Here is a 19,388-nt window from a genome sequence, read left to right as displayed (position 1 = left end):
CCGCGATCCGCGAAAGCCGCTGGACCGATGCGCAGTTGGAACTCGACGCGCTCAAGCCCGGCCCGCTCCACGCGATCGCTCGCGCCGAACTCTACACCGCCAAGGGCTCACCCAAGGTCGAGGTCGACCGGCTGGTCGCGCTGCTCAACGAAGCCCCCGAGCTGCCCCAGGCCGAACAGCTCGCCCGCCTGGCCCGTTCGCGTGGCGCGCGCGACCTGCCCCCGCTGCCCGAAGCCCATAATCTGATCTGGCAGGATGGCGCCCCCCGCCGGCTCCGCGCCAAAAGCGTAAAGAGCGATATGATCGCCGCCGATTTGGCGGTGAAGATGCAGCCTTTCGTCAAGGCGGATGACGGCCCCTCTGCCCTGGCGCTGCTCGAATCGACACAGGGCCTTTCGCCCGAGGCGCTGACCGAGTGGCAGCAGCGTGTTGCCTGGATCTATTTCCTGATGGGCGACGACGCCAACGCCCGGACCTTGGCCGCCAAGGCGGCGGACGGGGTCGGCGATTGGGCGATCCAGGGGCGCTGGACCGTCGCTCTCTCCGCCTGGCGTCAGAATGACTGCCAGACCGCCGAAACCGCGTTCGAGGGAACGGCGGCGCGCGCGACCGATGTCGACCTGCGCGCCGCTGCGCTCTACTGGGCGGCCCGCGCCGATATGGTATGCGGACGCCCCGACCGGGTCGAGGGACGGCTGCGTTCCGCCTCGCAATTCCGTGAGAGCTTTTATGGTCAGCTTGCCCGCCAGGCGCTGGGCATGCGTGGCGACCGGGAGTCACGCGGGCAACTGGTTGCGACCGACTGGGCCGCGCTGGACCGTCGCCCCAACATCCTGGTCGCCGCCGCGCTGGTCGAGATCGGGGAGACCGACCTGGCCGATGCCGTGATCCGGCAGCAAGCCCGGATCGGCCAGTCTGGCGAGTTCCGCAGTCTGGTCCGCCTGGCCGAATCGCTCGACCTGCCCGCGACGACCGTCTGGCTGGCGCATAACTGTCCGGCCGGTGTCACCGCGACCGCCGAGGCCCGTTATCCGACACCGAGTTGGACGCCTGACAGCGGCTGGCGCGTCGAAAAGGCCTTGGTCTACGCTCATACGCTGCAGGAGAGCGGATTCCGCAACAAGGTCATCAGCCCCGCCGGTGCCTATGGCCTGATGCAGATCATGCCCGCCGCCGCCACCGATTTCGCGCGCGAACGCGGTGTGTCGATCGACCGCAGCGCGCTGACCAAGCCCTCGACCAACATGGACATCGGGCAGCGCCATCTGGAGCGGCTCCGCGACATGACCGGCGTCACCGGCGGCCTGCTGCCCAAGGTCATCGCCGCTTATAATGCCGGGCCCAAGCCCGTGGCCGAGTGGAACAGCATCGTGCGCGACAATGGCGATCCGCTGCTCTACATCGAGAGCATCCCCTATTGGGAGACGCGCGGATATGTCACCATGGTCCTGCGCAATTACTGGATGTACGAAGGCCAGACCGGCAAGAGCAAGTCGCCCAGCCGGTCGGCGCTGGCCCAGGGGCTATGGCCGCGCTTCCCGGGGTTGCCGGGCGCGAGTGCGATCCGACTGCAACGCCCCAATATCGCACAAGCGAGCCTACCCGCGAAGACGACGATCGCCCTGAACGCCACGATCAGCCCGCAATCGAGCACGGCGGTTCCCCAGGCGAATTGAGTGGATTTGGGGCGTCGGCATAGCATGGCCTTCGACCTTGCTCAGGCTGAACGACATTTGGAGCGGGACCCGGTCCCCAACCTCGGTTCACGCTGAGCGACGTCGAAGAGCAAGTCCCGCCTTTCGCCAAGCCGCCCCCTCTATTCCCGTCGGAGCTTTACCCGCCAATCTCTGTTTCGAAAGCCGCCATGCCCATCGATACGACCCGCCCGTTCCTGCCCGTCCGCATCGCGGTGCTGACCGTCTCCGACACCCGCTCGCTGGCGGAGGATCGTTCGGGCGATACGCTGGTCGGGCTGCTGACCGAGGCAGGCCATGACCTGGCCGAGCGGACGATCCTGCGCGACGATGCCGACCATATCGTCGCACAACTCCATCGATGGATCGACGACGGCAGCATCGACTGCATCCTGACCACCGGCGGCACCGGCGTAACCGGCCGCGACGTGACCCCCGAAGCGGTCGAGCGCGTCGCCACCAAGATGATTCCCGGCTTCGGCGAACTCTTCCGCTGGCTCAGCTTCCAGACGATCGGCACATCGACCATCCAGTCGCGTGCCTGCGCCTGCGTCGCGCGCGGGACCTATATCTTTGCGCTGCCGGGCTCGACGGGTGCGGTGAAGGACGCTTGGAACGGCATATTGCGCGATCAGCTCGACAGCCGTCACCGCCCCTGCAACTTCGTCGAACTCATGCCCCGGCTGCTGGAGCGCTGATCGCTCACTCGCCCTGCATCGCGGCGAGTTCGTGACCGTCGACATCGCGAAAGTGGAAACGCCTGCCGCCCGGAAAGGCGAAGATCGGCACGCTGATCGCGCCACCCGCGCGCTCGACCGCCGCCTGTGCCGCCTCCAGGTCGTCGACGCGTATCACCGGCAACGGCGCGGCGACCTTCTCGGGTGAGGCGTCGAGGCCAAGATCGGTGTCCCCGCTCATCGTCGCGGCATAATCGGGACCGAAATCGGTGAAGTCCCAACCGAACGCATCGGCATAGAAGCGCTTGGCCTCCGCCCGATCGGAAACCGGAAGCTCCAGATACTCGAACCGTGCCATCACACTTCCCCTCGTTCTTGATACGTTCCCGTTGATGCGATAGCCTGACCCTATGGTCAAGGACGATTCTTCCGATATGATCGCGCGCCGCTCAGGGGCGCTACCGTGACGAGGATCACGGGCCGGGGCGCGACCGGGAATGCGACGAGCCGGCGCTTCAACCTGCCCGAACAGGAGGCGGACGGCGACTGGCTGGACCAGCGTGCGGTGGTCGATGGCGAACCGCCACGGCTGCGGACGAGCGTGACGATCGTCAAACCCCGCACGATCCTGACCCGGAATAGCTCGCCCGACGTGCCGTTCAGCCAGTCGATCAATGCCTATGGCGGGTGCGAGCATGGTTGCATCTATTGCTTCGCGCGACCGACCCATGCCTATCACGACCTGTCGCCGGGGCTGGACTTCGAGACCAAGTTGTTCGCCAAGCCGGATGCCGCCGCGCTGCTTCGCGTCGAACTCGCCAGGCCCGGCTATCGCGTCGCGCCGATCGCGCTGGGGACCAATACCGATCCCTATCAGCCGATCGAGCAGCAATGGCGGATCACCCGGCAAATCCTGGAGGTGCTGGCCGAAACGGACCATCCCGTCGCGATCACTACCAAGTCCGACCGGGTGGTGCGCGACATCGACATTCTGGCACCGATGGCTGCCAAGGGGCTGGCGACGGTGTGCGTCTCGGTCACGTCGCTCGACGCCAGATTGTCGCGGACGGTCGAGCCTCGCGCGCCCACGCCCGAGCGACGGCTTGCAGCGGTGGCGAAGCTGTCAGCGGCGGGCATCCCGACCTATGTCTCGCTGGCGCCGGTAATCCCGGCCATCACCGACCATGAGATCGAGCATCTGGTTGCCCGTGCGGCGCAGGCGGGGGCCGGTCATGCCTTCTTTATCCCCGTCCGCCTGCCGCACGAGGTCGCGCCGCTATTCCGCGCCTGGCTGGATACGCATTTCCCCGAACGGGCGGGCAAGGTGATGGCGATCATCCAGTCGCTGCGCGGCGGGCGAGACAATGATCCTGGCTTCTTCACCCGGATGCGCGGACAAGGCCCCTGGGCGGAATTGCTGCGCGTTCGTTTCCACCGAGCATGTCGGCTGCATGGGCTGAACCGCGATCGGCCGCTGCTCGACACCAGCCTGTTTCGCCCGCCAAGGGGAGCGCAAGGCGAGTTGTTTTGAGGATCATCCCGCTTCGTCCACGCGTTGGAACCGGGAAGGAGAGCGACGATGATCCACGACCCCGAACAGACCCCGCCCGAACAGGTGCCCAACGAGGACGAGGCCGACAGCTCCGGCGGCGGCTATGGCAATCATGGTGAGGCGGGCGACGAAGAGCAGGATCGGCGCGAAGTCGGGGGCTAATGCCGGGCCGTCGCCCCAGCGTGCGCTGGGGCGACGGTTCAGCCATTACCCCACCAATGCCAGACGCGCCTCCGACGACTTCATCGCGACTGCGGTCACGCCCGGCAGGTCCTCGATATGGCTGGCCAGTTCGGCGTCGAGCAGGAAGTTACGTCCCAGCATCAGCAGCGTATCGCCGTCCGGCCCCGCGATCCGCGCCCGGACCTCTCCCCGGCCGTTGCGCAGCGGGTCGAGCATCGCGTGAAGCGCCTTGAACGCCGCCTTGTCGGCCACCGTCACCTCGACCACGAACTTCGCGGTGCTGGCGAGCCCGTCGAATGGCTGGACCCGCTTGATGCTGACACGTGGGGCCTCTTCGCCCGGACGGCGATCAAGTTCGACGGTGATGAGCGCGCAATCGCCCTCCTTGGCGGCCTTTTCCAGATCGCCCGCCACCGAATCGTCGAAACAGGTCGCCAGGAACTGCCCCGTCGCGTCGGATAGCTGCGCCATCATATAGCGCTTGCCCCGCGCCGAGGTCCGCCAGCGCGCATCTTCGACCAAAGCCGCCATCGTCGCGCCGATCCGCGCGCCGTCGTCGGGGATGATCAGGTCGGTCAGCGAGGTGTAGGTCCGCGCGCCGTGCATCTTGGCGATATGCGCGTGGCGATCGACCGGATGGGCGGAGAAATAGAAGCCGAACGCTTCCTTCTCCTGCTCCATCCGCTGCGACAGGCTCCAGCGCGTGCCGGTCGGCAGCTTGACCGCGTCGCCCGCCACCTCGGTCTCACCGAACAACCCGCCCTGTCCGCTCGTCCGACCCTCATGGGTGCGCGCGGCGATGGCGAGAACGGTTTCGGCGACCGCATGGACGCCCGCTCGGTTGACCTCGATCCCGTCGAACGCCCCTGCGGACGCCAGCGTCTCCAGCTGGCGCTTGTTCATCAGGCGCGGATCGACCCGCTTGGCCAGCGCATCGAGCGAGGCGAAGGGGCCGCCCGCATTGCGCTCAACGACAAGCTTCTCCATCGCGCCCTCGCCCACCGACTTGAGCGCGCCCAGCGCGTAGCGGACGCCCAAGCCGTCCTCATGCGGCTCGACATCGAACTCCGCCTGGCTGGCGTTGATGCAGGGGGGCAGCATCGTCACGCCCATCCGCCGCGCATCGTCGACGAAGATCGCTAGCTTGTCAGTCAGCGCCATGTCGTAGCACATCGACGCGGCGTAGAATTCGTGCGGATGATGCGCCTTCAGCCACGCGGTCTGATAGGCGAGCAGCGCATAGGCTGCCGCATGGCTCTTGTTGAAGCCATAGCCGGCGAACTTGTCGATCAAGTCGAACAGCTCATTGGCCTTTTGCGACGGGATGCCGTTCACCTCCTGGCATCCCTTGACGAAGATGGCGCGCTGCGCGTCCATCTCCGCCTTCACCTTCTTGCCCATCGCGCGGCGGAGAAGATCCGCGCCGCCCAGCGAATAGCCCGCCAGGATCTGCGCGGCCTGCATCACCTGTTCCTGATAGACGAAGATGCCATAGGTCTCGGACAATATCTGTTCGAGCAGGGGATGCGGGTAGACGATCTCCTCGGTCCCCTGCTTGCGGCGACCGAAGCTGGGGATATTGTCCATCGGACCCGGCCGGTAGAGCGACACGAGCGCGATGATGTCGCCGAAATTGGTCGGGCGTACGGCGGACAGGGTGCGCCGCATGCCTTCCGATTCCAGCTGGAACACGCCGACCGTGTCGCCCTTCTGCAGAAGAGCGTAGGTGGCCTCATCATCCCAGGCCAAGGCCCCGAGATCGACCTCGACCCCGCGCTTGGCGAGCAGCTGCACCGCCTTTTGCAGCACGGACAGCGTCTTGAGGCCGAGGAAGTCGAACTTCACGAGGCCCGCACCCTCGACGAACTTCATGTCGAACTGCGTCACCGGCATGTCCGAGCGCGGGTCGCGATAAAGCGGCACCAGCTGCGCCAGCGGCCGGTCGCCGATCACCACACCGGCGGCGTGAGTGGACGAGTGACGCGGCAGCCCCTCCAGCTTGGTCGCCAGGTCGAGCAGGCGGCGGACCTGATTGTCGTTGGCATATTCCTTCGCCAACTCCGGCACGCCGTTCAGCGCGCGCTTCAGGTCCCAGGGGTCGGTCGGATGGTTAGGCACCAGCTTGGCGAGCCGGTCGACCTGACCATAGCTCATCTGGAGTACGCGGCCGGTATCCTTCAGCACCGCGCGCGCCTTCAGCTTACCGAAGGTGATGATCTGCGCGACCTGATCGCGACCATATTTCTCCTGGACGTAGCGGATGACCTCGCCACGCCGGGTTTCGCAGAAGTCGATATCGAAGTCGGGCATCGACACGCGTTCCGGGTTCAGGAAGCGCTCGAACAGCAGGCCCAGCTTCAATGGATCGAGGTCGGTGATGGTCAGCGCCCAGGCGACCACCGAGCCCGCGCCCGAACCACGGCCCGGCCCCACGGGAATGTCGTGATCCTTGGCCCATTTGATGAAGTCGGCGACGATCAGGAAATATCCGGGGAAGCCCATCTGGATAATGATGTCGACCTCGAACTTGAGCCGTTCGTGATAGGCCTCGCGCCAGCCGGGTTCGCCCTCGCCCTCCAGCTCGGCGATACGGTCGAGCCGCGCCTCCAGCCCCGCCGTCGCGTCGCGGCGGAGCATCGCCGCCTCGCCCTCGCGGTCGCCCGCGAGGCTGGGGAGGATCGGTTTGCGCCAAGGCGCCATCACCGCGCAGCGCTGTGCGACGACCAGCGTGTTGTCGATCGCTTCCGGCAGGTCGGCGAAGAGCTGCTTCATCACCTCGGCGGGCTTCAGCCAGGCCTCGGGGCTGCTCTTGGGGCGGTCGTCCATTTCGACATAGGTCGAATTGGCGATGCACAGCATGGCGTCATGCGCGTCGCGGAACCCGCTATCGGCAAAGCAGCAGGGATTGGTCGCGACCAGCGGCAGGTCCCGGTCATAGGCAAGGTCGATCAGATCCTGCTCGGCCGCGATCTCGATGGGATCGTCGCGGCGGGCGAGCTCGACATAGAGCCGGTCGCCGAAAATCGCCTGGAGCCGGTCGGCATAGGCCTTGGCCCGGTCCGGCTGGCCTTCGGCGAACAGCCGCGCGATGCCGCCCTCCCCGGCCGCGGTCAGCGCGATCAGGCCGGTGCTGAACTTCTCCAGCGTGTCGAAGCCGACATGCGCCGCCAGCTCGATCGGCCGGTCGAGATGCGCCGCCGACACCAGCGCGCACAGATTGTCATAGCCGGTCATGTCCTGCGCATAGAGCGCGATCCAGTCGACCACCGCGCCGACATTGTCGGGCATGTCGGGCCGCGCGACGCCCAGCATCGTGCCGATGATCGGCTGCACCCCCGCTTTCTTCGCGGCGTCGGAAAAGGCCATGGCGGCATAGAGGCCGTTGCGATCGGTCAGCCCGGCGGCGGGGAAGTTATTGGCCTGGGCCTGCGCGGCTATCGCCTTGGGATCGATCGCGCCATCGAGCATCGTGAAGGACGAAAAGATGCGGAGGGGCACATAACCGGAATGCATGCCCCATCCCTACCCGACCTCGCGTGATTCGACCAGCGCGGAACCCGGCCACAGGCGATCCGTTACGGCAACAGAAGGGCTGATCTACCGCAGGATATTGACGATGACCGACACCGATCGATCCTATGCGACTTCGCTTCGTCCCGGCGCGGGCTGGGGCTGGATCCTGGCCTACGGCATATTGTCGGCACTGCTTGGCCTGGCGGCGTTCGTCTTTCCCGTGCCGGCCACGCTGGCGGCGACGCTCGTCATCGGGGCGTTCTTTCTGGCGTCGGGGATCGTGGCGATCGGTGCGGGGATTTTCGGCAAGGGCCATGAGGGGCGCGGCTATGCCATCGGCTTTGGCCTGATCTCGCTCGTCATCGGACTGATCATGGCATTCGAGCCGGCGACGGGCGCAATCTCGATCACCTTGCTGGTCGCGGTATGGCTGGGCCTGCGCGGCGCGCTGGAGATCGGCTTGGGCGCGCGGATGCGCCGTCGGCGCGGATGGATGATCGCGCTGGGCGTGCTCAACATCATTCTGGCGGTATTCGTGCTGGCCACGCTGCCTTGGAGCGCGATGACGCTGCCGGGCTATATTTTGGGGCTGAGCTTCTTCTTCGGCGGCATCACGTCGATCGCTTCGGCACTGGATCACAAGAAGGGCGCGAGCGCGTTTTCGATTTGAGCGGGTGGCTCGGCCTTAAACTTCGCCCAGGCTAAACGGATATTGGGTTTACAGCAGAACCTCGATGTCGCGCGCCAGATCCTCGGGCTTGGTCGTCGGGGCATAGCGGCCGACCACCTTGCCCGAGCGATCGACCAGGAATTTGGTGAAGTTCCACTTGATCGCCTTGGTCCCCAGCACGCCCGGTGCCTGCGCCTTCAGCCACTGGAACAGCGGTTCGGCCGCGTCGCCATTGACCTCGACCTTCGCCATCACCGGGAAGGTCACGTCATAGGTCAGCGAACAGAAATTCGCGATCTCCGCCGCATCGCCCGGCTCCTGCGCGCCGAACTGGTTGCACGGAAAGCCCAGCACCGTCAGCCCTTGCGTCTCATATCGGCGATGCAGCGCCTCCAGCCCCTCATATTGCGGGGTGAAGCCGCATTTGGACGCGGTGTTCACCACCAGCAGGACGCGCCCGGCATATGTCGCCGTGTCGACAGGCTGACCATCCGCCGCCCGGACAGTGAAATCCGCAATCCCGCTCATGCGTATTTCCCCAGCAGATAATCGAGATTGGCGCGCACGCCCGGCCATTCGCGGTCGATGATCGAATAGACGATGCTGTCGCGAATGCGCCCGTCGGCCATCACCTGATGCCCGCGCAACACCCCGTCCTTCTTGGCGCCCAGCCGCTCGATCGCCGCCTGGCTACGCTTGTTGAGCGCGTCGGTGCGGATTTGGATGGCCTGGCACTCCATCACCTCGAACGCATGGGCGAGGAGCATCCGCTTTGCCTCGGTATTGACGCCGGTCCGCTGGACGCGGGTGGCGTAGAAGGTACCACCGATTTCCAAGCGCCGATGCTGGGGCGCCATCCGCATATAGCGCGTCGTGCCCACCACCTCGCCATTCGGCGTCTCGACGGTGAAGAGCAGCGCCCGTCCCACATCCCGTTCTTTGAGCGCCGCCGCCAGCCAGCGCTCGGGCGTCTTCATCATCGAGACATTGGCATAGAAGATATTCCAGAGATCGCCCTGCCGAGCCGCCTCGACCAGGGCCGGCAAATCCGCCTCTTCGAACGGGCGGAGCGTGACGTGACGGCCGGTCAGTGTGGGTGTCTCGGACCATGAATTCATTGCAACCGCCCCTCATGCAGCCGGACTACCCGGTCCATCTTCAGCGCTAGCCGCTCGTTATGCGTCGCGATTAGCGCCGCCGACCCCTCGCCCCGCACTAGCCGCAGAAACTCGGCCAGCACCACTTCAGAGGTATGTTCGTCCAGATTGCCGGTAGGTTCGTCCGCCAGCACCAGAGGCGGCTGGTTGGCCAGCGCACGGGCGACCGCCACGCGCTGCTGCTCGCCGCCGGACAATTGGCTGGGCCGGTGGGTCAGCCGGTGGCCGAGGCCGAGCGCGGTGAGAAGACCCTTGGCCCGCTCGTCGGCGGCGGCAGGCAGCTTGCCCTGCACCAGCTGCGGCAGGACGACATTCTCGATCGCGTTGAAATCGGGCAACAGATGGTGGAACTGATAGACGAAGCCCAGATGATCGCGCCGCGCAATGGTGCGGCCATGCGCGTCGAGCTTCGACACCTCCTCGCCCGCGATCCGGATCGAGCCGGAGAAACCGCCCTCCAGCAAGCCGACCGCCTGCAACAGCGTCGACTTGCCCGAGCCCGAGGGGCCGAGCAGCGCCACGATCTCGCCCGGCGCGATGGCCAGGTCGACACCGCGCAGCACCTCGATCGTCTGGCCGCCCTGGGTGAAACTGCGCGAGAGTCCGCGCGTCTCCAGCACCGGCTCGGCGGCGGGGCTCTGTATGGCGGCTCCCATGCGGATGATCGGATCATTCATAGCGCAGCACCTGAACCGGGTCCGTGCTCGCCGCCTTCCAGGCGGGGTAGAGCGTGGCGAGGAAGGAAAAGACCAGCGCCATCGACGCGATGACGATGACCTCGACGGGATCGGTCTTGGACGGCAACTCGGTCAGATAGCGGATCGATGGGTCCCACAGATTCTGCCCCGTCACAAACTGGACAAAGTTCACCACGCCCTGGCGGTAGAAGAGGAAGATCGCCCCCAATACCAGCCCGGCCAGCGTCCCCAGCGCGCCGATCGTCGTGCCGACCGTCATGAAGATCCGCATCAACCCGCCCCGCGTCGCGCCCATGGTGCGAAGGATCGCAATATCGCGCGTCTTGGCACGAACGAGCATGATCAGCGAAGACAGGATGTTGAACACCGCGACCAGGATGATGATCGACAGCACGGTGAACATCGCCACCCGCTCGACCGCCAGCGCCTCGAACAATTGTGCGTTCATCGTCCGCCAGTCGGCGATCACCGCACGCCCGCCCAACTTGTCGGCCAGCGGGGCCAGGATCTGCCCCACCCGGTCGGCGTCCACCGTCTGAATCTCGACCATGCCGACCGTGTCGCCCATCAGAAGCAGTGTCTGCGCATCCTCGATCGGCATGATGACATAGGCCTTGTCATAGTCATACACTCCGATCTCGAAGATCGCGCCGACCGTATAGCTGACGATCCGGGGCACGGTGCCGAAGGGCGTGGTCTGTCCCTGCGGACTGATCAGCGAAATCTCCGAGCCCACGCTCGCGCCCAACGCCTCGGCTAGGCGGCTGCCGATCGCGATCCGGCCGCTGCCGGGCGTGATGCTGTTCAGATTGCCCATGACGATCTTGGACCGGATCGCGGAGTTGCCGCGTATATCGGCGACGCGCATGCCGCGCACCAACACCGCCTCGACCCGGCCATTATAGCTGGACATCAGCGGTTGTTCGATCATCGGCACCGCGCTGGTGACGCCGGGTGTCGCGCGGGCGTCGCGCACGATGTCGCGCCAGTCGGGCAGGCGGCCGCCCACCCCCTGCACCACCGCGTGCCCGTTGAGCCCGACGATCTTGTCGAACAGTTCGGCGCGAAAGCCGTTCATCACGCTCATGACGATGACCAGCGCGGCGACGCCCAGCATGACCGCGACCAGGCTGATCGAGGCGACGAGGAAGATGAACGCCTCCCCCTTGCCCGGCAGCAGATAGCGCCGCGCGATCATCCGTTCGTAACGAGACAGGATCATTGAGGTCCGATCGATCCATGAAGACAAGGAAATGCCGTGAGGCTGTAGGAGCGGCACCCGATGCTGGCAATGCCGCACCGGGTTCGGCCTGCAAAACCGGTCAATCCGGGGATTGTTGCGCGCACGCCACACCGGCCGAGCAATCGTAGCGCGGATGCCGCAAGAGGGATGACAAGCCAGCCTTCCCTAACGTAACACAATCTTACTGAGACACAGGCAGAAACGGCCGTGGTTCGGGGATTGCTCCAACGCTCACCCAAAGAGGTTGATGCGGGAGCGGGAAAAGGGGGCTGACGAGCGATCGTCACGCAGGCGCCCGGATCGGAAACGGTCCGGGCGTTTGTCATTCGGGCCCTTCCGCACATCCTGTCCCACCGAAAAGCCGCCGGAACCGGCGAGGGAAACGGGGAGCTTCCAGACTCCATCCCCAGATGCCGGCCCGGCGCCCGTTTACGGGACTATCGCTATACCAGATCAAGATGAACCGAATGTGGACGAATCCTGTGAATCGTCATTGGGGCGCCGCGCTTCACCCACAGCTTTCGCGAACGGGGTCCTCCCCAAGCGGCGCTTGGGGAGGATGGGATCAAAACGACTTGGAGATCGTGAACCCGTAAGTTCGCGGATCGCCCGGCTGGCCGACGATCAATCCGGTCGATCCGGACTGGGTCGCCAGCAATTCGTAATAATCGTGGTCGAACAGGTTCCGCACCCAGACAAAGGCGTTCAGATTGCCCGGCGCCTTGAACCCGGCCCGGACGTTGGACAGGCTGTAGCCGTTGATATCGGTATAGGCCGAGCGTGACGGATTGGACGAGAATTTCGACCGATAGCTACCGTCATAGCCCAGATAGAATTGCCCCTCGGTCCCGGCCACGGTCGCGGGCAGATCATATTCGGCGCCATAGGAAAATGCCCAGCGCGACACGCCCGGCAACCATTGGCCCGAAATATCGCAATAGGGCAGCGAGTTGCCCGGCGTCCCCGCCGCCGCCGGCGTGCCGACGATCTGGCCGTTCACCACCGGCAGGGCCGTGCCACCCGACAGTTCCGGCGGGCATGGCGCGTTGGTGAAGCGCGTGTAGCGCGCGTCCGTGAAGGCGCCATTGGCATAGACGTTGAACCGCTGCGTCGGGCGGAAGGCCGAATCGATTTCGATACCGCGCGTCCGCACCCGGCCCGCATTGGCGAGATAACCGCGCAGGACGTTGACCTGTAGATTGTTCACCGTCGCCTGATAATCGCCGATCTCGGTCCAGAAGCCCGCGATGTTCACCGTCGCGCGGCGATCGGCGAACTGGGTCTTCAGCCCCAGCTCGAAATGGTTGACCTTTTCGGGTTTCACCGTCTGGGTCGCCAGGATCGGATTGTTCTGCCCGTCGAGCGGCAAGCCGGACAGATTGATGCCACCGGACTTATAGCTGCGCGCATAGGTCGCGTAATAATGGACGTTGGGGTTGAACTCGTACGCGATGGTCAGGTCGCCCGACAGGTTCCAGTTGGTGAAGGACGGCGTGTAACTCTGCGGCGCAAGAACGCCGCGCTGGTCACTGGTCAGCGTCGTCGAGCCCGCGCCGTTGGTGACGGTCGAGACATAAGAGCCGTCCTTGCGATCATAATTGAGCCGCAACCCTGGCGATACCGACAGGCGATCGTCGACATGCCAGGTCAGCTTGCCGAACAACGCCGCCGAGGTGTTCGTGAAGCCGATCCTATTGCGCGAGGTCAGCCCGTTCAGCGTCGCGGGATTGCGCCCGCCTGCACTGGTCGGGTTGAGCAGGAAGGCGCTCGCCGCCGGGCCCTGCACCTGCAAGCCTTGCGTGTCGATCGACTGCCAGAAATAGAAAGCGCCCAGAACATAATCCAGCGTTCGCTTGCCGTTGGAGGCGATACGGATTTCCTGCGTCACCTGACTCTGCTGCGACGGATTCGCGGAGACGGTGGTGATCGGCAGGCCGATGAAGTCGCGATCGTTCGACGGGTCCCAATGCCAGAAACGCCAGGCCGACACGCTGGTCAGTGTCGCCTCGCCCACATCCCAATTGGCCACCAGCGACAGCCCGCCCAGTTCCTGCTTGGCCCGCAGATCGGTATCGACATCGGTCACCCGGTCGAAGGCGTTGGTCGAGGGCACGCTATAGCCCTGTGCCGCCGCCAGGGCGGCATATTGCCGATTGATCGGGCGCTGGGTCGCGCCGACACGGGCGTAATATTGGACGCAGCAATTGGGGTTCTGCCGCGCATAATCGCCCGACAGGGTCAGATCGAGCATCGGCGTCGCGTGCCACAGGAACTGGCTGCGCAGCGACAGATTGTCCTGGCTGTTCTGCCATTCCTGCTGGCGCGTGTTCCAAATGGTACCGCGCCGCGTGGTGATCGAGGTGGACAGCCGCACCGCGACCTTGTCGTCGACCAGCGGGCCAGACACCGACGCCTTGCCCTGGAAGAAGTCGTAATTCCCGCCGCTGACCTCGACCCGCGCCTCGGGCGTGAAGCTGGGCGGGCGGGTGATGATGTTGATCGCGCCCGCCGTGGTGTTCTTGCCATAGAGCGTGCCCTGCGGCCCGCGCAGCACCTCGATCCGCTCGGTATCGGTGAAGTCGAATGTCGCCGAGGCGATGCGGCTGTAATAGACCTGATCGACATAGATGCCGACGCCCTGCTCGATCCCGTCATTGGTGAGACCGAACGGAGCGCCCAGGCCACGGATATTGGCCGCCGAATTGCGCGGGTTGGTCGAATAGAATTGCAGGGTCGGCTGTATCTGGGTCAGCCGATTGACATTGTACGTCCCCGTCTCGGCCAGCGCGGTGCCGCCGATCACCGACATGGCGATGGGCACCGATTGGATCGTCTCGGCGCGGCGGCGCGCGGTGACGACCACGTCGCCCCCGCCCTGCTGTGCGGTGCCGAGCCGTCCTTCGTCGCGGCGGGCTTGCGACGGTGGTGCCTGTGCGGCGGCTATATCCTGCGGCTCGGTGGCGGCCACCGCCGTCGTCTGCGCCGCCAGAACCAGCGCGAGGGTCAAGGACATGGAAGCTCCCCTTTTGGTTTCACACCCTATTCGCACATCAATTTAATGGACATTCAAGTCGCACGACGCTTGGGATGGGTGAAGATTTGCTTTTCGATCCTGCGAGGCTCTTGAAGGCCATTTTTCATGAACCATATTGGTTCACGTGCGGTGCCGATCATCGGGCCGCACGATCGATCAAAGCCGTTCCGTGCCGGAGCGGCGCTGACGATCCTGGTTCAATTCGCTTCTGATGGAGGTTTTGACATGCGTATCGACCTGACCCCTTATCGTCGTTCGACCATCGGGTTCGACCGGCTGTTCGACCTGCTGGAGACCAACGCGCGTGGCGCTTCGGCGGAAAATTATCCCCCCTTCAACCTCGAACGTCTGGCCGAGGACCGTTACCGCATCACCCTGGCGGTGGCCGGTTTCTCGCGGGACGAAATCGAGATCACTGCGCAGCAGAATATGCTGCTCGTCACCGGCAAGAAGGATGACAAGGCGACTGCGCCCAACTTCCTGCATGTCGGGATTGCCAATCGCTCGTTCGAGCGGCGCTTCGAACTGGCGGACTTCGTGTTCGTCGAGGATGCGCGCCTGAACGACGGCCTGCTCGTCATCGACCTCGTCCGCGAGGTGCCCGAGGCGATGAAGCCCAAGACGATCGCGATCAAGACGGGCCAGCCGCTCGCCGCAGTGGAACATCACGCCGACCACAAGGCCGACGAGGCCAAGGCGGCGTAAGCAAGCTCGACGTCTTTCCCTCCCTAAAGACGTCGCGAGGCGTCCGGACCGACGGGTCCGGGCGCCTTTTGATTTTTTCTCGAGACTCCGTTCGGGCGGAGCGAAGTCGAAGCCTACGCCTCGCCGCCAACCCAAAAGAAAAACCCCGCCTCCATCATCTGGAGGCGGGGTTTTCAAATCACACCAACCGGCTCTGCTTGACCGCCGCTTCGATGAAGCTGGCGAAGAGCGGATGCGGGTCGAAGGGCTTGGACTTGAGTTCCGGGTGGAACTGCACGCCAACGAACCAAGGGTGATCGGGCCGCTCGACAATCTCGGGCAGCGTACCGTCGGGCGACATGCCACTGAACACCAGGCCGCCCTTTTCCAGCGCGTCCTTATAGCCGGTATTGACCTCGTAACGGTGACGATGACGTTCCGAGATGTCCTCGCTGCCATAGATGGAGGCGACGACGCTGTTGCCTGCCAGCTTGGCCTGATAGGCGCCCAGCCGCATCGTGCCGCCCAGATCGCCGCTCGCCTCGCGCTGTTCCAGGCCATCACGGCCCATCCATTCGGTGATGAGGCCGACCACCGGCTCGGACGTCGGGCCGAACTCGGTCGAGGAGGCGTCCTTAATCCCCGCCAGATGCCGCGCGCCCTCGACACACGCCATCTGCATCCCGAAGCAGATGCCGAAATAGGGCACACGGCGTTCGCGCGCGAAGCGAACCGCCTCGATCTTCCCTTGCGCTCCGCGTTCGCCGAACGCGCCGGGGACCAGGATGGCGTGGCACGGCTCGAGCTGCTGCGCGATCTCGCTCTCGTCGCCCTCGAACAGTTCGGCGTCGATCCAGCGGATATGGACCTTCACCTTGTTGGCGATACCGCCATGCACCAGTGCTTCGTTGAGCGACTTGTACGCGTCCTGCAGGCCGACATATTTGCCGACCACGCCGATCGTCACCTCGCCTTCCGGGTTCACCAGACGATCGACGATCTCGGTCCAGCGCGACAGGTCGGGCGCACCCTGCGGCTCGATCCCGAAGGCGCGCAGCACCTCCGAATCGAGGCCCTCGGCATGGTATTGGAGCGGCACCGCATAAATGCTCTTGGCATCCAGCGCCGGGATGACCGCCGAGGGCGGCACGTTGCAGAACAGGCCGATCTTGGCGCGATCCGAGGCGGGCAGCGGATGCTCGCAGCGACAGACCAGCACGTCGGGTGCGACACCCAGAGCCGCGATCTCGCGCACCGAATGCTGGGTCGGCTTGGTCTTCAACTCGCCCGCCGCCGCGATGTACGGCACCAGCGTGACATGGATGCTGATCGACTGGCCACGGCCCAGTTCGTTCTTGAGCTGGCGGATCGCCTCGATGAAGGGCAGCGACTCGATGTCGCCCACGGTGCCGCCGATTTCACAGAGGACGAAATCCAGATCCTCGCCATTCTCATCGACGGTATCGGCCTTTGCGAACGCCTTGATCGCGTCGGTGACGTGCGGGATCACCTGCACGGTCGCGCCGAGATAGTCGCCGCGCCGCTCGCGCTCGATGATCGTCTTGTAGATGCGGCCGGAGGTGACATTGTCCGACTGACGCGAGGCCACGCCGGTGAAACGCTCATAATGGCCGAGGTCGAGATCGGTCTCGGCCCCGTCATCGGTGACGTACACCTCGCCGTGCTGATACGGGCTCATCGTGCCCGGATCGACGTTGAGATAGGGATCGAACTTGCGGATGCGCACGCGATAACCGCGTGCCTGGAGAAGAGCCGCAAGAGAGGCCGCCATGAGGCCTTTGCCGAGCGACGAAACCACGCCGCCGGTGATGAAGATATACCGCGCCATGGGAAGAATCGCCTAGCTTGGATGGGGTGGATACGACAACAGCAAAGATGCGCGCCGCCGACAATTTGCGGCGGCGCGAGGGCCTAAGCTGCGATGAAAACGGGATTTAGCGGGCGAGCGGAACCGCCGAATTGTCGGCAGGCTGCGGCGCGGCCGAGCCCTGGGCGGGGGCCGCCGCACTGCCGGTCGGCACCGGAGCCTGGGCCGGCGCGGTGATCGGTGCCTGAGTCGCAGGCGTCCGGGCGAGCGAGGTGTCGATCGCAGGCGCCCCGCGCGTCGCGGCGAGGACCGCGAGCAGGATCGAGAAGCCGACGAACAAGGTCGCCAGCACCGCCGTCGCGCGGCTGAGGAAGTCCGCCGCACCACGCGCCGACATCAGACCCGACGGGCTGCCCCCCATGCCCAGACCGCCGCCTTCCGACTTCTGCATGAGGATCACCGTGACCAGGGTCGCGGCGATGAGAGCGTGGATGACGAGCAGAAATGCGAACATGAGGCGCGTGTGATCCCGATTGAGGGGTGTGCGAAACCGCGCACATAGGCGAGCCGGGGGATGGGATCAACCATGTGGCGCCGAACCCGATCGCCCTGCCCTCGCTCACCCGGAGGAAACGGGGTCGAACGGCGGCGCGGCGGCGGCCCTTCTGCCCATCCCCGCCCGCTCCGCCATCGTGGGCACGAAGCCCGCCTCGGCGGGAATGATCCGGCAAGATGGGAATCCCCTCACCCAAGTTGTTCATCTCAAAGGAACAGGAGTGAAACCACCATGGATAAAGGGCGTTATGACTTCGAAACAACGCCCGGCAAAGCCCGGCTCAGCCATTGGAATCATCGTCGTGTCCCACCCGCACGAAGCTCAGTCGCTGTTGGCCTGGATGAGCGCCTTGGTCGATTATGTCCGTTCGGGCGAACCCGATCTGACCAACCGTCAGATGGCCTTGCTGCTGGTCGTCTATCTGCGTCCGGGGCCTCATACGGTGCGCGGTTTGGCGCGCGCTTTGAACGTCTCGAAACCCGTCGTCACCCGTGCCTTGAATAGACTAGGAACGCTGGGCTATCTGCGCCGCCAACGCGATGATAACGACAAGCGTAACATCTTTGTCGCCAGGACACCTGAAGGGGCGGACTTTCTTGAAGAATTCGGACATTTCATCGGCGCTGGCGACGCCCCCGGCCTCCAGCGGGCCAGCGCGTAAGAGCTTTGCGCTACAGGGACGGCGGGTCAGTCTCGACCCGCGGACCCATGCGGTGCGTCCCGATCTGGCCGATGTCCGGCTCGCTGAATACGTATTCGCGCCGCATTATGCCGCTCCCCTGCCCTATAAGACCAGCGCCCCGGTGACCTTGCGCGAGGGACGTGCGACGGACAGCATGGTGCTGGCCGAACTGGCGTCGGGCGAGACTTTCGAGGTACTGGAGGTCGCCGGCGGCCTGGCCTGGGGCATCGCCCCGGTGATGGGGCTGGTCGGCTATTGCGACGCCAGCGGTCTGGAGCAGGTGCAGTGACGAAGACGGTTTTCATCGATGGCGGCGCGGGGACGACCGGGCTGGAGATCGCCGACCGGCTGTCCGGGCGGCCAGATCTGTCGATCCTGACGCTGCCCGATGAACGCCGCAAGGATGCACAGGCCCGGCGTGAGGCGATCAACGATGCCGACTTCGTCATCCTCTGCCTTCCCGACGATGCCGCGCGCGAGGCCGTATCGCTGATCGCGAACGACCGCACGCGAGTCGTCGACGCCTCGACCGCGCATCGGACCGCTGAAGCTTGGGTCTACGGTTTCGCCGAACTGGAGCCGGAACAGCAGCAGCGTGTCGCGAACGCCCGCTTCGTCTCCAACCCGGGCTGCTATCCCACCGGCTTTCTGGCGCTGGTCCGCCCGCTGGTGCGTGCCGGGATCATTCCCGCCGACTGGCCTGTCTCGGTCAACGCCGCGTCGGGCTATTCGGGAGGGGGGAAGGCGATGATCGCGGAATATGAAAGCGCCACCCAGCGCGCCTTCCGTGCCTATGGCCTGTCGGTGGCGCACAAGCATGCGCCCGAGATGCAGCGCCATTCGGGGCTGACCCACGCCCCCATCTTCGCCCCCGCCGTAGTCGACACCTATCGCGGCATGGTGGTCGAAGTACCCCTACCGCTTTACGCCCTGCCCGGCGCGCCGTCGCTCGACACGGTCGCGGCCACCCTGGCCGAGGCCTATGCGGACAGCCGCATCGTCACGGTCGCTCCCGGCGACATCGCGGCGGTGAATATCGAGGAAAATGCCGGATCCGACCGGATGACCTTGCGCGTCTGCGGCAATGCGGCCACGGGTCAGGCTCGACTGATCGCCACGCTCGACAATCTGGGCAAGGGTGCCGGGGGTGCAGCGGTGCAGAATTTGAACATCATGGCCGGACTCGATCCGACCGCCGGCCTCGTGCTCTAAGGAGA

18 protein-coding genes are annotated in these 19,388 nt (G+C 65.2%); 9 read left to right on the top strand and 9 right to left on the bottom strand.

Annotated elements, in window-relative coordinates; genetic code table 11:
* Window positions 1–1,676, top strand: a 1,676-nt coding sequence (locus ACWPWT_RS12460; protein WP_454279853.1) for a lytic transglycosylase domain-containing protein, incomplete at its 5' end; no start/stop codon positions are given.
* A 188-nt stretch (window positions 1,677–1,864) separates the two neighbouring features.
* Window positions 1,865–2,392 (top strand): molybdenum cofactor biosynthesis protein B, encoded by a 528-nt coding sequence (gene moaB, locus ACWPWT_RS12455; RefSeq protein WP_454279852.1) that lies wholly within the window; start codon window positions 1,865–1,867, stop codon window positions 2,390–2,392.
* A 4-nt stretch (window positions 2,393–2,396) separates the two neighbouring features.
* Here the strand turns inward: moaB and ACWPWT_RS12450 are convergent, their stop codons facing one another.
* Window positions 2,397–2,729, bottom strand: coding sequence for a VOC family protein (locus ACWPWT_RS12450; RefSeq protein WP_454279851.1), 333 nt, complete (start codon window positions 2,727–2,729; stop codon window positions 2,397–2,399).
* A 105-nt stretch (window positions 2,730–2,834) separates the two neighbouring features.
* Between ACWPWT_RS12450 and ACWPWT_RS12445 the strand changes: the two genes are divergently transcribed.
* Together ACWPWT_RS12445 and ACWPWT_RS12440 are read left to right on the top strand one after the other, a co-directional pair.
* On the top strand, window positions 2,835–3,902 hold the full coding sequence (locus ACWPWT_RS12445; RefSeq protein WP_454279850.1) for a PA0069 family radical SAM protein: 1,068 nt from the start codon (window positions 2,835–2,837) through the stop codon (window positions 3,900–3,902).
* A gap of 48 nt (window positions 3,903–3,950) precedes the next feature.
* Window positions 3,951–4,085 (top strand): hypothetical protein, encoded by a 135-nt coding sequence (locus ACWPWT_RS12440; protein WP_261267952.1) that lies wholly within the window; start codon window positions 3,951–3,953, stop codon window positions 4,083–4,085.
* Window positions 4,086–4,130: 45 nt separating this feature from the next.
* Here the strand turns inward: ACWPWT_RS12440 and dnaE are convergent, their stop codons facing one another.
* Complete coding sequence (gene dnaE, locus ACWPWT_RS12435; RefSeq protein WP_454279849.1) at window positions 4,131–7,619, bottom strand: DNA polymerase III subunit alpha; 3,489 nt, start codon at window positions 7,617–7,619, stop codon at window positions 4,131–4,133.
* Window positions 7,620–7,722: 103 nt separating this feature from the next.
* Here dnaE and ACWPWT_RS12430 point away from each other — a divergent pair, with 103 nt between their 5' ends.
* Entirely contained in the window at window positions 7,723–8,289 is a 567-nt protein-coding gene (locus ACWPWT_RS12430) for an HdeD family acid-resistance protein (protein WP_454279848.1), read from the top strand.
* A 48-nt stretch (window positions 8,290–8,337) separates the two neighbouring features.
* Here the strand turns inward: ACWPWT_RS12430 and ACWPWT_RS12425 are convergent, their stop codons facing one another.
* From ACWPWT_RS12425 to ACWPWT_RS12405, 5 genes are all read right to left on the bottom strand, one after another.
* Window positions 8,338–8,817 (bottom strand): glutathione peroxidase, encoded by a 480-nt coding sequence (locus ACWPWT_RS12425; RefSeq protein ID WP_454279847.1) that lies wholly within the window; start codon window positions 8,815–8,817, stop codon window positions 8,338–8,340.
* Window positions 8,814–9,407, bottom strand: a complete 594-nt coding sequence (locus tag ACWPWT_RS12420; protein WP_454279846.1) for a GNAT family N-acetyltransferase — start codon at window positions 9,405–9,407, stop codon at window positions 8,814–8,816. Before ACWPWT_RS12420 ends, ACWPWT_RS12425 begins: the two co-directional genes overlap by 4 nt.
* Window positions 9,404–10,102 (bottom strand): ABC transporter ATP-binding protein, encoded by a 699-nt coding sequence (locus tag ACWPWT_RS12415; protein WP_454279933.1) that lies wholly within the window; start codon window positions 10,100–10,102, stop codon window positions 9,404–9,406. The genes ACWPWT_RS12420 and ACWPWT_RS12415 overlap by 4 nt, the downstream gene beginning before the upstream one ends.
* A gap of 13 nt (window positions 10,103–10,115) precedes the next feature.
* The gene (locus ACWPWT_RS12410; protein WP_454279845.1) at window positions 10,116–11,366 is read right to left on the bottom strand and encodes a lipoprotein-releasing ABC transporter permease subunit; all 1,251 of its coding nucleotides are present in this window, start codon (window positions 11,364–11,366) and stop codon (window positions 10,116–10,118) included.
* A gap of 586 nt (window positions 11,367–11,952) precedes the next feature.
* Window positions 11,953–14,400: a TonB-dependent receptor gene (locus ACWPWT_RS12405; RefSeq protein ID WP_454279844.1), complete on the bottom strand. Its 2,448-nt coding sequence runs from the start codon at window positions 14,398–14,400 to the stop codon at window positions 11,953–11,955.
* A gap of 246 nt (window positions 14,401–14,646) precedes the next feature.
* Here ACWPWT_RS12405 and ACWPWT_RS12400 point away from each other — a divergent pair, with 246 nt between their 5' ends.
* Complete coding sequence (locus ACWPWT_RS12400) at window positions 14,647–15,126, top strand: Hsp20 family protein (protein ID WP_261267959.1); 480 nt, start codon at window positions 14,647–14,649, stop codon at window positions 15,124–15,126.
* A gap of 178 nt (window positions 15,127–15,304) precedes the next feature.
* Here the strand turns inward: ACWPWT_RS12400 and ACWPWT_RS12395 are convergent, their stop codons facing one another.
* Together ACWPWT_RS12395 and secG are read right to left on the bottom strand one after the other, a co-directional pair.
* Window positions 15,305–16,954: a CTP synthase gene (locus ACWPWT_RS12395; protein WP_454279843.1), complete on the bottom strand. Its 1,650-nt coding sequence runs from the start codon at window positions 16,952–16,954 to the stop codon at window positions 15,305–15,307.
* A gap of 106 nt (window positions 16,955–17,060) precedes the next feature.
* Window positions 17,061–17,447 carry a preprotein translocase subunit SecG gene (secG, locus tag ACWPWT_RS12390; protein ID WP_261267961.1) on the bottom strand — a complete coding sequence of 129 codons (387 nt, stop codon included), beginning with the start codon at window positions 17,445–17,447 and terminating at the stop codon, window positions 17,061–17,063.
* Window positions 17,448–17,829: 382 nt separating this feature from the next.
* Between secG and ACWPWT_RS12385 the strand changes: the two genes are divergently transcribed.
* The 3 genes from ACWPWT_RS12385 to argC are packed head-to-tail and all read left to right on the top strand — an operon-like array spanning window position 17,830 to window position 19,383.
* The gene (locus ACWPWT_RS12385) at window positions 17,830–18,150 is read left to right on the top strand and encodes a MarR family transcriptional regulator (RefSeq protein ID WP_454279932.1); all 321 of its coding nucleotides are present in this window, start codon (window positions 17,830–17,832) and stop codon (window positions 18,148–18,150) included.
* On the top strand, window positions 18,086–18,460 hold the full coding sequence (locus tag ACWPWT_RS12380) for an SH3 domain-containing protein (RefSeq protein WP_454279842.1): 375 nt from the start codon (window positions 18,086–18,088) through the stop codon (window positions 18,458–18,460). The genes ACWPWT_RS12385 and ACWPWT_RS12380 overlap by 65 nt, the downstream gene beginning before the upstream one ends.
* Window positions 18,457–19,383 carry an N-acetyl-gamma-glutamyl-phosphate reductase gene (gene argC / locus ACWPWT_RS12375; RefSeq protein WP_454279841.1) on the top strand — a complete coding sequence of 309 codons (927 nt, stop codon included), beginning with the start codon at window positions 18,457–18,459 and terminating at the stop codon, window positions 19,381–19,383. The genes ACWPWT_RS12380 and argC overlap by 4 nt, the downstream gene beginning before the upstream one ends.
* Window positions 19,384–19,388: the final 5 nt, after the last annotated feature.

The sequence above is a fragment of the Sphingomonas sp. Marseille-Q8236 genome (genome assembly GCF_965112005.1).
This window is presented reverse-complemented; position numbering and strand designations above follow the sequence as displayed.